Genomic DNA, 12,866 nt, shown 5'->3' with positions numbered 1-12,866 from the left:
CCGACCGTCGGCGAGCCGCGCCACGGCGGAAGCGAAAGTCCACGGTTTGTCCGAGCCGGGCCGCGAACTAAAGTCCCGCGCCGCTCGGAGCTGGCCTTCGTCAGGAGCAGAACGAATGCAGGTGATGTGTTTGAACGGTTGGGGCGGGAAGCTGCATCAGACGCTCGTGCAGTATGTCGGCTCCGAGCGCCCCGACGTTCTGTGTCTTCAGGAGGTCGTGCACAGCCCCGAGACGGAAAAGGACTGGCTGACCTATCGCGACGGCGACCACGTGCTGCCGCAGCGCGCCAACTTCTTCCGGGACGTCGCGTCGGCGCTGCCCAACCACGTCGCCTACTTCTGCCCCGCCGCGCAGGGTGTCCTCTGGGACGGCGACGTCTCGATCCCCTCGCAATGGGGGCTCGCGACGTTCGTGCACAGGTCGCTTCCCGTGATCGCGCAGGCTCAGGGCTTTGTCCACAAGTCGTTCTCAGCCCATGGGTACGGCGACCATCCGAGGTCCCGCAGCGCCCACGCGGTCCGGGTCTACGACTACGGGCGAGATAGGACCGTCAGCATCGCGCACATGCACGGCCTGCGCGATCTCAGGGGCAAGATGGACACGCCGGAGCGGGCCAAGCAGGCCCGTCGCCTGCTGGAGCTCTCTGACCGAGTCTCCGAGGCCGGCGACCTCAGGGTTGTGTGCGGCGACTTCAACGTCGAACCCGACAGCGAGACTCTGGCGATCCTCAAAGGAGCCGGGCTCACCGAGCTGGTAACCAGGTTCGGGTTCGAGAGCACGCGCAGCTCGCACTACGCGAAGCCCGGCCGGTTCGCCGACTACATGCTCATCGACCGCATCGGCGACTTCGCGGGCTTCGAGGTGACCTACGAGCCAGAGGTGTCGGATCACTGCCCGTTGGTCCTCCGGCTCTAGCGGCAGCATCGACGTGGCCCGACTGTCGGCGGTGCGCCGCAGGCTCGGCGCGTGCCGCCGGCCCTGTTCTTCCTAGTCTCCGGCGCGGCTCTCCCGAGAGGAAGAGGGCTGCGCCGGGCTTCGTGACGGGCTGGGAGGCCGAGAGAGAGGCTCTCGGCCGGCCCGTCATGGAGACTGACCATGGCTCAAGCTGCCAAGAAGATCGTCCTGAGCGCGTCCCGGGACATCCCGTTCAACAAGCTCATCCTCTCCCAGTCGAACGTCCGGCGCGTGAAGGCCGGGATCTCGATCGAGGAGCTCGCCGAAGACATCGCCCGGCGGGGTCTGCTGCAAGGCCTCAGCGTCCGGCCCGTGCTCGACGGCGAGGGCCAGGAGACCGGCATGTTCGAGGTGCCGGCCGGCGGCCGGCGCTACCGCGCCCTCGAACTGCTGGTGAAGCAGAAGCGCCTCGCCAAGACCGCCCCGGTCCCGTGCGTCGTCAAGACGGCGGACGACGGCATCTCGGCTGAGGAGGATTCGCTGGCCGAGAACGTCCGGCGCGTCGACCTGCATCCGCTCGACCAGTTCCGCGCCTTCCAGTCCTTGCGCGAGCAAGGCCAGTCCGAGGAGGACATCGCGGCCCGCTTCTTCGTGACGCCCGCGGTGGTGAAGCAGCGCCTGCGGCTCGCGGCGGTGAGCCCCAAGCTCCTCGACCTCTACGCCGAGGACGGGATCACGCTCGATCTCCTGATGGCGTTCACCGTGACGAACGACCACGCCCGCCAGGAACAGGTCTGGGAGGCGCTCGCCCGCCAGCCCTACAAGGAGCCCTACCAGGTCCGGCGCATGCTGACCGAGGGCGCCGTGCGCGCCTCCGACCGCCGCGCCCAGTTCGTCGGAGTCGCGGCCTACGAGGAAGCCTGCGGCGTGGTGCTGCGCGACCTGTTCCAGCATGACGACGGCGGCTGGCTGCAGGATCCGGCGCTGCTCGACCGGCTCGTCGTCGAGAAGCTGCAGGCGGAAGCGCAGACGATCGCCGACGAGGGCTGGAAGTGGATCGAGGTCGCGACCGACTTCCCCTATGGCCACAGCGCGGGTCTGCGGCGGCTGCGGGCGACGGGGCCGGTGCTCACCGACGAAGAGCAGGCGACCTACGACGCGCTCCAGCAGGAGTACGGCGCGCTTGAGGAGGAGTATGCCGACTCACCCGACGACCTGCCGGACGAGATCGACCAGCGGCTTGGCGAGATCGAGGCGGCGCTCGATGCCTTCCATAACCGTCCGCCGTCCTTCGAGGCGGCCGAGGTGGCGCGCGCCGGCGCGTTCGTCAGCATCGACAGCATGGGCAACCTGAAGGTCGAGCGCGGCTTCGTGCGGCCCGAGGACGAGGCGCCTGTCGAGCCGGAGGTTTCGGCCGCCGGCGCGGACGGGGACGAGGCGACCGTCGCGTCCGGCACCGATGTCGGCACGTCGCCCGCCGTGCAGCGCGCCGTCATCACCATCGGCGGGGCGAGCGAGCCCGAGCCGGAGGAGGACGAGGGCCTGAAGCCGCTGCCCGAGCGGCTGATGATGGAGCTCACTGCCCATCGCACGCTGGCGCTGCGCGACGCCGTCGCGAACGATCCGCACGTCGCGCTCACCGCGCTCTTGCACAAGCTCGTCACCGACACCTTCGTCCGCACCTCGACCGCGGGCGGGTGCCTCGAGGTGTCGGTCCGTCACGTCTTCTTCTCGGCGCAAGCGGCGGACCTGAAGGACAGCCCGTCGGCCCGTTCCGTCGACGAGCGGCGGAAGGCGTGGGCGGCGGACATGCCGGTCGGCGACGACCAGGCGCTGTGGGACTGGCTCGACGCGCTCGACGAGGCGAGCCGGCTGGCGCTGCTGGCGCACTGCGTCAGCTACGGCGTCAACGCCCTGTTCGAGAAGGTCGACCGCTACGGCGGCGCGGGCCTCTCCCAGCACGGGCTCGAGCGCCGCATGCGCCAAGCCGACCGGCTCGCCCGGGCGGTCAACCTCGACATGGCCGAGGCCGGCTGGACGCCGACGGTCGAGAACTATCTCGGCCGCGTCACCAAGGGCCGGATCCTGGAGGCGGTGCGCGAGGCGAAGGGTGAGCAGGCCGCGCAGCTCATCGACCACCTGAAGAAGGGCGACATGGCGAAGGAGGCCGAACGGCTCCTCGCCGACACGGACTGGGTGCCCGAGCCGCTGCGCACGCCCGGCGGTCCGGAGCAGTCCGTCGAAGCCGAGCAGCCCGAGGCCGATGCCGCCGAGCTGCCGGCCTTCCTCACCGATGACGAGGATGGGTCCGCTCAGGGCGAGGAGTCCGATCCGGTCCACGCGATCGCCGCCGAGTGAGCGTCGTCTGCCGGGGTGCGCCCATCGCGCCCCGGCAGCTTCTCTTCCAAAGGAGACATTCCATGGATACCCGCCGTTACGGCGAGGTCTCGGTGCTGCATCTCGAGCCCGAGACCTATGCCAAGCTCCTCCACCTCGCCGAGACCGGCCCCGGCCGGCCAGGCGGCTCGCGCTACGATCCCGAGGACCCCTGGCATGGCCTCATCGTCGAGCCGCACTCTTACGGCTGCTGGGTTCACACCGGCATCGTTGAGGATGGAGAAACCGAGGGCCTGCCCGCGTCGCTTCTCGCCGTGCTGCGCGAAGCGCATGCGAGCGACGCCGCTTGGGTGCTCTTCGACGCCGACCTTGAACCGCTGCTCGATCTACCCGTGTTTGAGCACCCGGACGAGCCATCAAGACCGGGCCGAGGGGGAACTGCGTCGGCCGAGCCGCAACGGGTCGTCTTCTCCTATCTCGTCCCGGTCCATGTCGAGGTGGAGGACGACACGGTGACCAGGGTCGTCGTGATCGACGAGACGCCTGTCACCGACCCGAAGGTCGTCGAGGGCGACCCGGCTTACCTCGATCAGGCGCTCGCCGCGTCCGACAACGGCCAGGACTGGCCGAGCTGGCGCTTCGGCTACTGACCACCACCGCACCGACCAACCCCGCGAGCCCGGCCACGCGCCGGGCTTCGTCATTTCTGGAGATAACACATGACCGACACCACTCAGGCGGCTGCGTCCGCCCCGACCATCAGCCCCGATTACTCCGCCTACCTCGCTCGGGAAGCCGAGCGTGACCGCCTCGCGGCGGAGCTGCTCCCGGCCAACAAGGCCGCACTGTTCGGCGCGCTCGAAGCCGCCGGCATCGTCATCGTCCTCGTGACCTTCGACGGTTGCGGCGACTCTGGCCAGATCGAGTCCGTCGAGGCGCGCGACGCGCACAACAACGACGTCGCTCTGCCCGCCGATGCGATCGAGATCGCCAAGGCGCCGTGGGAAGGCACCGAGCCGGAGCGGCAGAGGCTCCCGGTCCACGGGGCGATCGAGGAGATGGCCTACCGATTTCTCGAACAGACGCACGGCGGTTGGGAGGACAACGAGGGCGCCTATGGCGAATTCACCTTCGACGTCGCCGCCCGGACCATCACGCTCGAATACAACGAGCGCTTCATCGACACCGAATATTCCGAGCACGAGTTCTGAGGAGGGCGCGATGGGACATTGCTATCACCACGCGCTCTCCTCGGCGAGGAAATGGGGCGGGACGGCCGAAGACTACCTCGCCCTGCACCAGTGGTTCGACGAGTCGAAGGCGATCACGGCCGACTTCCGCCACCGGGCGCTCCGGCACCATGCCGAAGGCATCTTCATGCTGGAGCGCTTCTTCGGCGCGACCATCACAATCTCGACCGGCCGCGTCGTGCCGGTGCGGCTGATCGGCGAACAGCATGTGCGCGAGGATCTCGGCTTCATCCCGAGCTTCGCCGACTGGGTGCGCTGCATCCGGGCCGAACCCTGGATGGGCCGCGCCCAGCCGATCCACCGCGACGTCGACCCGTTCGCGGCGACGGCGGCCTCCGCCGCCTGACCTCTCATCACCCAACCACCCTCGAAGAGCCCGGCCGTCGCGCCGGGCTCTTAGCATTTCACGACCATGAGAAAGGAACCACGCCATGGGCTGGCTCTACATGCAGTCCCTCCAGGGCCATTCCGGCCCGCGCCAATATCTCGACGCTCAGTTCACCTATGAGCGTCCCGACCATCGCTCGACCGTGCTCAAATCGGCGCTCGTCGGCATGCGCGTCTACTATGCCGCCATCGAGCACATCCGGACGGACAGCGGACAGCGCGAGGTTTTCGCCGCCGTATGCCTCGTCCGCTACAACCCGCGCGACCGCGAGGGCTATATTTTCGGCTACAAGGATATGGACGAGGGCATGGGGCCTTGCGAGGCCGACTGCCCGGAGTCGATCCTCGACCTCCTGACGCCGACCGATCGGCCCTTTGCCGTGAAGTGGCGTGCCCGCTGCCGCCAAAACGCGGCGGCGCGTCAGGCACTCGCTGCCAAGCCGACGCCCCGGCCCGGGCAGACGATCGTGTTCGAGGAGCCGGTCGCCTTCGCGGACGGCCGCAGCTTCGACCGGCTCGAGGTCGTGAAGAACCGGCGCAGCCATCGCACCGTGCTGTTCCGGGATCCCGAACGCGGCGGGCTCTACCGCATCCCGAACGTGAAACGGCGGGAATACCGGCTCGTCGACGCTCCGCGCGCCTGAGCGCAGCCGTTCCGTCCACCTCCAGGCCCGGCGCGTCCCCGCGTCGGGCCTTTTCTCTTGGGGGCGTCAGAGAGGGAGAGGTCGGCCGGGACGGGGTTGAGCCGGGCGGGGTCGAGAGAGCGCCGCGTCCGGCCGCTCCCCTCCCGCTCTCCGAAAGCTCAGCTCATGACCCCGATCTCCTCGTCGGCGGCGGCTCCGGTCGCGCCGTTGCTTCCGCCTGCGTCATCCCCCGCCGACCGTGCCGCCGCGCTGTTCCGGGCCGGCGAGCGGCTCTTGCCCGTCCTTGCCCGCGGCGAGGCGGTCGACGCCCGCGCGCTGCGCGCTGCGATGGAGGCCGCCTTCGGCGGTTCCGACGCGGAAGGCTTTTGGAGCTGGAAGGACGCCTACGAGGCGTGCGAGGTCGCGCAGCTCCTCTTTCTCCGCAAGTTCGGTCCGGCCATGCGCGCCCGAACGGCGGCGGCGCAGCTCGCCATGCTGGCGAAGGTCGCGGCGCTGTTGCCGTCGCAGACGCGCCGCTCGGAGGAGAGCCAGGCGCTCCAGCAGTTCTCGACGCCGACCGCGCTCGGCTTCGTTGCAACCCTCGCTGCCGGGATCGCGCCCGACGACCTCGTGCTGGAGCCCTCGGCCGGCACCGGCCTCCTCGCCGTCTTCGCCGAGCTCGCCGGTGCGCCGCTCGTCCTCAACGAGCTCGCCGAGACCCGGGCCGGGCTGCTCGATCAGCTGTTCCCGGACGCGCCAGTCACCCGTCACGACGCGGCGCACATCCACGACCTGCTCGATAGTGACATCCGGCCGACCGTCGTCCTGATGAACCCGCCCTTCTCGGCCGGGGCGCATGTCGAGGGTCGCGTCGCCGACGCCGCGTTCCGCCATGTCGTTTCCGCGCTGGCCCGTCTCGCCGCGGGCGGTCGCCTCGTCGCCATCACCGGCGCGAACCTCTCGCCCGAGAGCCCGGCCTGGCGTGACGCCTTCGTGCGGCTGCAGGAGCGCGGGACGATCCGGTTCACGGCGGCGATCGAGGGGCGCGTCTACGCGCGGCACGGCACCACGACCGAGACGCGGCTCACCGTCATCGACCGCGTGCCGGCCGCCGATCCTTGCTCCTTCCCGGCCTCGCCCGGCATGGCGCCGGACGCCGCCACCTTGCTTGGATGGGTCGCCGAGCAGGTTCCGCCCCGCGCGGCGGTCCCGCCAAGCCGGGCAGGCGCACTCCCGGCTTTCCGCAAGGCCGCATCTCCGGCTTTGCGCCTGCGCGCGCCTGCGGCGCGTCCGCTCGCACCCGCGGCGGCCGACGCCGTCGAGCTCGAGTACGAGACCTGCGACTGGGCACCGGCCGAGGGGCGGCCGATCAGCGAGGCGCTTTATGAGAGCTACGCTCTCCAGTCGATCCGCATCCCGGGCGCGCAGCCGCATCCGACGCCGCTGGTCCAGTCGGCCGCGATGGCCTCGGTCGCGCCGCCGAAGCCGAGCTACCGGCCTCACTTGCCGACCGGCCTTGTGGCGGACGGATTGCTCTCGGACGCCCAGCTCGAGACCGTCATCTACGCCGGCGAGGCGCATTCCGGCCATCTCGCCGGGTCGTGGACGGTCGATGAGACCTTCGATCAGGTCTCGGCCGCCGCGGACGACGCAGAGGGCGCGATCCGCTTCCGGCGCGGGTTCATGCTCGGTGACGGCACCGGCGCGGGGAAGGGCCGCCAGGTCGCCGGCATCATTCTCGACAACTGGCTGAAGGGCCGCCGCCGCGCGCTCTGGGTCTCGAAGAGCGACACGCTGATCGAGGACGCGCAGCGCGACTGGTCGGCGCTCGGCCAGGAGCGATTGCTCATCACGCCGCTGTCGCGCTTCCGCCAGGGCACGCCCATCCGTCTGGAGCAAGGCGTCCTTTTCACCACCTACGCCACGCTGCGGTCCGATGCGCGCGAGGAGAAGGTTTCGCGCGTCCGCCAGATCGTCGACTGGTTGGGCTCCGACTTCGACGGAGTGATCGTCTTCGACGAGAGCCACGCCATGCAGAACGCCGCCGGCGGCAAGGGCGAGCGCGGCGACCAGGCGCCCTCGCAGCAGGGCCGGGCCGGGCTGCGCCTTCAGCACGCGCTGCCGAACGCGCGCGTGCTCTACGTCTCGGCGACGGGCGCCACCACCGTTCACAACCTGGCTTATGCCCAGCGCCTCGGGCTCTGGGGCGGCGAGGACTTCCCCTTCGCTACGCGGCCTGAGTTCGTGCAGGCGATCGAGGCCGGCGGCGTCGCCGCGATGGAGGTGCTCGCCCGCGACCTCAAGAGCCTCGGGCTCTACACGGCGCGCTCGCTCTCCTACGAAGGCGTCGAATACGAGCTGGTCGAGCACGAGCTGACGCCCGAGCAGACCCGCATCTACGACGCCTATGCCGGCGCCTTCGAGGTCATCCACAACAACCTCTCGGCCGCCATGGAAGCGGCGAACATCACCGGCGCGGAAGGCACGCTGAACCGGCAGGCGAAGTCGGCGGCGCGCTCGGCCTTCGAGAGCGCCAAGCAGCGCTTCTTCAATCACCTGATCACGGCGATCAAGACGCCGACCTTGATCCGCTCGATCGAGCGGGACCTTGAGGCTGGACACGCCTGCGTTGTCCAGATCGTCTCGACCGGCGAGGCGCTGATGGAGCGCCGCCTGGCCGAGATCCCGACCGAGGAGTGGGGCGACGTCTCCGTCGACATCACGCCGCGCGAGTACGTCCTCGACTATCTCGCGCACTCCTTCCCGACGCAGCTCTTCGAGGAGTTCACCGACGGCGAGGGCAACCTCTCGTCCCGGCCTGTCTTCCGGGACGGCCAGCCGGTCCAGTGCCGCGAGGCCGTCGAGCGCCGCGACCGCATGATCGAGCGGCTCGCCGCGCTGCCGCCCGTGCAGGGCGCGCTCGATCAGATCGTGCAGCGCTTCGGGACCGAGCACGTCGCCGAGGTGACGGGACGCTCGCGGCGCATCGTCCGCAAGATCGGGTCGGACGGTGAGATGCGTCTCGCCGTCGAGAGCCGGGCCGGTTCGGCCAATCTCGCCGAGACCTCGGCCTTCCAGGACGACGACAAGCGCATCCTGATCTTCTCGGACGCCGGCGGCACGGGCCGCAGCTATCACGCCGATCTCGGAGCGAAGAACCGGCGGCTGCGCGTCCACTACCTGCTCGAGGCCGGGTGGAAGGCCGACGCCGCGATCCAGGGGCTCGGGCGCACTAATCGCACCAACCAGGCCCAGCCGCCGCTCTTCCGGCCGATCGCGACCGACGTGAAGGCGGAGAAGCGCTTCCTCTCCACCATCGCGCGGCGGCTCGACACCTTGGGCGCGATCACCCGCGGCCAGCGCCAGACCGGCGGCCAGGGGCTGTTCCGCGCCGACGACAATCTGGAGAGCGTCTACGCGCGGGCGGCGCTGCGCCAGCTCTACATGCTGCTCTACGCCGGCAAGGTCGAGGGTTGCTCGCTCGGGCGGTTCGAGGACGCGACCGGACTTTCGCTCACCGACCGCGACGGCTCGCTGAAGGAGGAACTTCCGCCGATCACGCAGTTCCTCAATCGGCTGCTCGCGCTCACCATCGACCTGCAGAACACCTTGTTCGAGGTGTTCGAGGGGCTGCTGCGCGCCAAGATCGAGGGCGCGATCGCGTCCGGAACCTACGACCGCGGCGTCGAGACGATCACGGCCGAGAGCCTGACCGTCGCCGAGCGGAGGACGATCTACACGCATCCGGGCACCGGCGCCGAGACGCAGGTGTTCACGATCGCGCGTCGCGACCGGAACGAACCGTTGACGCTCTCCGAGGCGCTGGACCGCGGCCGCGAGCGCGGCTGCCGGTTGCTGGTCAACGCCAAGTCACACCGCGCGGCCGTGCAGGTCCCGGCGCCGAGCCTCGTGCTCGACGATGGCGAGGTGGAGCGCCGCATCCGCCTCGTGCGCCCGATGGAGCGCACGTCGCTCGCCGCCGCCATGCTGCCGGCGACCTCCTGGGAGGAGGCGGACGAGGCCGCCTTCGCGCGGGCCTGGGAATCCGAGCTCGCCGAGCTGCCGGAGTTCACGACAAGCACGATGTATGTCGTGACCGGCCTGCTGCTGCCGATCTGGCGGCGGCTGCCCGACGAGGGCTGCCGGGTTTACCGCCTCCAGACCGACGAGGGCGAGCGGATCATTGGCCGTCAGGTGTCGCCAGCGTGGGTGGCACAGGCGATCGGCTCGAATGCGCCCACGATGACGGCGGGCGATGCCTGGACCGCGGTGCTCGCCGACGGCGCGACGCTCCACCTTGCCGACGGGCTGACCGTCCGCCGCGCCACCGTGATGAACGCCACGCGCGTCGAGCTCGCCGGCTTCAGCGATGGCATGGTCGATCGGCTGAAGGCGACGGGGCTCGTCTCCGAGATCATCGCCTGGAAGCTGCGGCTGTTCGTGCCGACCGGCGCACAGGGTCCGGCGATCCTGGCAGCCTTGCTCGACCGGCACCCGCTCGCGCGGGTCGCCGCGCGGGCGGCGGCGTGAGGAGGGGCCGATGATGCTGAGCCCCGCCGCCGACCTGGCCCACCGCCTCGCGCACCACGCCGAGGCGGTGTGCCGCCACTATCTTTCCAACGGCCGCAAGGAGGGCCGCTATTGGCTCGTCGGCGACGTGTTCAACACGCCGGGCCGCAGCCTGTTCGTGCGCCTGACGGGCCCGACCTCGGGCAAGGGCGCAGCGGGCAAGTGGACCGATGCCGCCACCGGCGAACATGGCGACCTCCTCGACCTGATCGCCCTCAGCCAGGACCTCGACAGCTTGAAGGACACTCTGGACGAGGCGCGCCGGTTCCTGTCCTTGCCCCGCCCGGTTCGCGAGGCACAACGGGTCGGTCCTGCACCGCAAGGATCGCCGGAGGCCGCACGCCGGCTGTGGGCGATCTCGCAGTCGATCGCCGGCACGCTCGCAGAAGCGTATTTGCGTAGTCGCGGCATTATGGATCTGCGCAACGTCGGCGCGCTCCGCTTCCATCCGCGTTGCTACTACCGGGCCGACGACGAGGGGCCGACGGAGACTTGGCCGGCGCTAATCGCCTCGGTCCGCGATCTCGACGGCACGCTCACCGGCGTCCACCGCACCTGGCTCGACCCGACCACGCGCGACAAGGCGCCGGTCGCCACGCAGCGGAAAGCGATGGGCGACCTTCTCGGTCATGCCGTCCGCTTCGGCACGGCTCTCGACATCATGGCGGCCGGCGAGGGCATCGAGACGATGCTGTCGCTGCGGCAGGTCATGCCCGAGCTGCCAATGGCCGCGGCGCTCTCGGCCAATCACCTCGCCGCCTTGTTGCTCCCTTCGACGTTGCGCCGGCTCTACATCGCTCGCGACGACGATCCGGCCGGTCACCGGGCGACGGCACGATTGACCGAACGGGCGGAGGCGGCCGGCATCGAGGCGCTGACGCTGACGCCGGCCCTGGGGGACTTCAACGAAGACCTGCGCACCTTGGGCGCCGGGGCGCTCGCCGCGGCGCTCCGGGTGCAGCTCGCCCCGGCGGACGTGGACCGCTTCCTCGCCGCCTTCATTGCGGCAGGAGACCGGGAAAAGGCGGTAGGCCCGGCGTCTCCGGTCACGGGCGGTTCGGTTGCGGCAGGGTCCGAGCGTCGGGAGAGAGCCCCGCCCACGGCCTTCTGAGAGGGCGATCGGACCGGAAGCGGCCCGGGCCGGCAACGGCTGCGGCCAAGTTTCTTCCCCGGCGCCGTGCCGGCGCCTCCTCGCGCGACAACAAACTTGGCCTTCGCCGTCCTTCGCTGCGCTGCGGCCGCTCGGGCTTTGCCCGGCGGTGCAGTCCCGTTCCGCCCCCGGTCTTCGTCGCCTGCGAAGGCCGCGATGGGCGCGGCCACCCGACGAGAGGACCCGACCATGACGACCGACCACCTTTCCGACGACGAGCCCGCACACGCCGAATCCCCGACCTCCTCGCTTCTCTCCGAACTCCAGCTCTACGGACATCGTCCCTTCCAGGACGAGCCCGACCCCCGGCCGCTCCCCGAGGAGCCTGTCGTTCGCGGCGCGCTGGCCGACATCTTCGATGCCCTGGTCTCGACACTCGCCGACACGCGCCTCGAACCCGACCTCGACGACCTCCTCTGGTCCACGGTCAACCTCTTCCACCGCACGACCGACCGCATCGAGCGCGAGCTCGACGACAACGAGCAGGCGCAGAAGCGCTCACAGCGCGAGCAGGACGGCTCGGAGGTGAAATCGGTCGAGCTGGAACGGCTGCTCGCCGAGGGCCTGACGCTGATCGAACGCCGCAACGCCTTCGAGCTCATGCGCGACCAGGCCGCCGACCTCTTCGAGACCCACACCGGATCGATGTGGCGTCCCCACACCGGCTCGATGGTCAACCGACGCAACCTGACCGCCGCGATGATCGACAGCCGCGACTTCATTGCCGCCCGCAGGCGGGCCGACACCGAGGTGATGCTGCCCTCAGGGCCGAAGGTTGCCTTCACCGGCGGGCTCGACTTCAACGACCACCAGGCGATCTGGGCCGCGCTCGACCGGGTGCATGCCAGGCACCCCGGCATGGTCCTCCTGCATGGCGGATCGCCGAAAGGCGCCGAGCGCATCGCCGCCTGCTGGGCCGACAATCGCAAGGTCGTGCAGGTCGCCTTCAAGCCCGACTGGGCCAAGCACCAGAAGGCGGCGCCCTTCAAGCGCAACGACCAGCTCCTCGAGGTCATGCCGATCGGCGTCGTCGTCTTCCCGGGCTCCGGCATCTCGGACAACCTGGCCGACAAGGCGCGCAAGCTCGGCATTCCGCTCTTCGACTTCCGCAAGGGAGGCGGCGCGTGAGCGCCGTCTACCGCTCTCGCTGCACCCGGAAACTCCCAGCTCGGAGCGGTCGAAGCAACTCCTCCTCGGGGATCGTCAGGTCGAGCCACGCCATCCGATCCTCACGGCGGATCACGGCCATCTGTCGGCCGTTGTAGGGAGCCACGTCCGGATTGGCCGCGATCGTGAGGACGGCGTAGGACTCCGGCCAGTCCTCCGACGCCGGCCACCAGATGCCCGCAAAATAGAAGGAGTCGCCATCCGCCAGGCTGAACTTCCACCGGGTGCGCCGCGCACCGGAACCCGTGGAGAAGAAGAACTCCGAGGCGGGCACAAGGCAGCGATGGCTCGGGAAATGCCGCCCCTCCGAGCGGATATTGATCGCCGGACGATCCTCCGGGCTCCTCGGCTTCAGGCCCCAATGGAGCTCGACGAGCTCGATGTCGTCGCCCGTCCGCCGAATGACCGGCGCAGGCTCGCCGGGCCTGTTTCGTGTCCAGTCTCCCCATAAGCTAAGCTGCCGACGCATCGAACTCAGTATATACGCA

Annotated in this window: 10 protein-coding genes; 9 read left to right on the top strand and 1 reads right to left on the bottom strand. The window is 69.9% G+C overall.

All coding sequences use genetic code 11. From position 1 onward, the window contains the following. The first annotated feature begins 115 nt into the window (after positions 1–115). The 9 genes from TMO_RS11220 (at position 116) to TMO_RS11180 (ending at position 12,339) form a co-directional block, all read left to right on the top strand. Positions 116–916, top strand: a complete 801-nt coding sequence (locus TMO_RS11220; protein ID WP_014745741.1) for an endonuclease/exonuclease/phosphatase family protein — start codon at positions 116–118, stop codon at positions 914–916. A 180-nt stretch (positions 917–1,096) separates the two neighbouring features. Beyond that, positions 1,097–3,253: a ParB/RepB/Spo0J family partition protein gene (locus TMO_RS11215; protein ID WP_014745740.1), complete on the top strand. Its 2,157-nt coding sequence runs from the start codon at positions 1,097–1,099 to the stop codon at positions 3,251–3,253. 371 nt (positions 3,254–3,624) lie between these two features. After that, positions 3,625–3,882, top strand: coding sequence for a hypothetical protein (locus TMO_RS32820; protein WP_051045506.1), 258 nt, complete (start codon positions 3,625–3,627; stop codon positions 3,880–3,882). 69 nt (positions 3,883–3,951) lie between these two features. Next, the gene (locus TMO_RS11205) at positions 3,952–4,443 is read left to right on the top strand and encodes a DUF6878 family protein (RefSeq protein WP_014745738.1); all 492 of its coding nucleotides are present in this window, start codon (positions 3,952–3,954) and stop codon (positions 4,441–4,443) included. A 10-nt stretch (positions 4,444–4,453) separates the two neighbouring features. Then, on the top strand, positions 4,454–4,828 hold the full coding sequence (locus tag TMO_RS11200) for a DUF6915 family protein (RefSeq protein WP_014745737.1): 375 nt from the start codon (positions 4,454–4,456) through the stop codon (positions 4,826–4,828). A gap of 85 nt (positions 4,829–4,913) precedes the next feature. Next, the gene (locus TMO_RS11195) at positions 4,914–5,513 is read left to right on the top strand and encodes a DUF6927 domain-containing protein (protein ID WP_014745736.1); all 600 of its coding nucleotides are present in this window, start codon (positions 4,914–4,916) and stop codon (positions 5,511–5,513) included. A gap of 165 nt (positions 5,514–5,678) precedes the next feature. Next, entirely contained in the window at positions 5,679–10,022 is a 4,344-nt protein-coding gene (locus TMO_RS11190; RefSeq protein ID WP_014745735.1) for a strawberry notch family protein, read from the top strand. A 13-nt stretch (positions 10,023–10,035) separates the two neighbouring features. Continuing rightward, on the top strand, positions 10,036–11,172 hold the full coding sequence (locus tag TMO_RS11185; RefSeq protein ID WP_081599011.1) for a toprim domain-containing protein: 1,137 nt from the start codon (positions 10,036–10,038) through the stop codon (positions 11,170–11,172). Positions 11,173–11,400: 228 nt separating this feature from the next. Beyond that, positions 11,401–12,339: a DUF2493 domain-containing protein gene (locus TMO_RS11180; RefSeq protein ID WP_014745733.1), complete on the top strand. Its 939-nt coding sequence runs from the start codon at positions 11,401–11,403 to the stop codon at positions 12,337–12,339. A 7-nt stretch (positions 12,340–12,346) separates the two neighbouring features. Here the strand turns inward: TMO_RS11180 and TMO_RS11175 are convergent, their stop codons facing one another. Continuing rightward, on the bottom strand, positions 12,347–12,847 hold the full coding sequence (locus TMO_RS11175; protein WP_081598874.1) for an SOS response-associated peptidase family protein: 501 nt from the start codon (positions 12,845–12,847) through the stop codon (positions 12,347–12,349). Positions 12,848–12,866 lie beyond the last annotated feature (19 nt).

This window comes from Tistrella mobilis KA081020-065, from assembly GCF_000264455.2.
Classification (GTDB): domain Bacteria; phylum Pseudomonadota; class Alphaproteobacteria; order Tistrellales; family Tistrellaceae; genus Tistrella; species Tistrella mobilis.
The sequence above is the reverse complement of the archived record's forward strand: the minus strand, read 5'-3'. Positions and strand labels throughout refer to the sequence as shown.

What these genes read in the sequence shown, in the direction of transcription:
- TMO_RS11220 (WP_014745741.1), top strand. Translation starts at nt 116, where the DNA reads ATGCAGGTGATGTGTTTGAACGGTTGGGGCGGGAAGCTGCATCAGACG.
- TMO_RS11215 (WP_014745740.1), top strand. Translation starts at nt 1,097, where the DNA reads ATGGCTCAAGCTGCCAAGAAGATCGTCCTGAGCGCGTCCCGGGACATC.
- TMO_RS11205 (WP_014745738.1), top strand. Translation starts at nt 3,952, where the DNA reads ATGACCGACACCACTCAGGCGGCTGCGTCCGCCCCGACCATCAGCCCC.
- TMO_RS11200 (WP_014745737.1), top strand. Translation starts at nt 4,454, where the DNA reads ATGGGACATTGCTATCACCACGCGCTCTCCTCGGCGAGGAAATGGGGC.
- TMO_RS11195 (WP_014745736.1), top strand. Translation starts at nt 4,914, where the DNA reads ATGGGCTGGCTCTACATGCAGTCCCTCCAGGGCCATTCCGGCCCGCGC.
- TMO_RS11190 (WP_014745735.1), top strand. Translation starts at nt 5,679, where the DNA reads ATGACCCCGATCTCCTCGTCGGCGGCGGCTCCGGTCGCGCCGTTGCTT.
- TMO_RS11185 (WP_081599011.1), top strand. Translation starts at nt 10,036, where the DNA reads ATGCTGAGCCCCGCCGCCGACCTGGCCCACCGCCTCGCGCACCACGCC.
- TMO_RS11180 (WP_014745733.1), top strand. Translation starts at nt 11,401, where the DNA reads ATGACGACCGACCACCTTTCCGACGACGAGCCCGCACACGCCGAATCC.
- TMO_RS11175 (WP_081598874.1), bottom strand. Translation starts at nt 12,847, where the DNA reads ATGCGTCGGCAGCTTAGCTTATGGGGAGACTGGACACGAAACAGGCCC.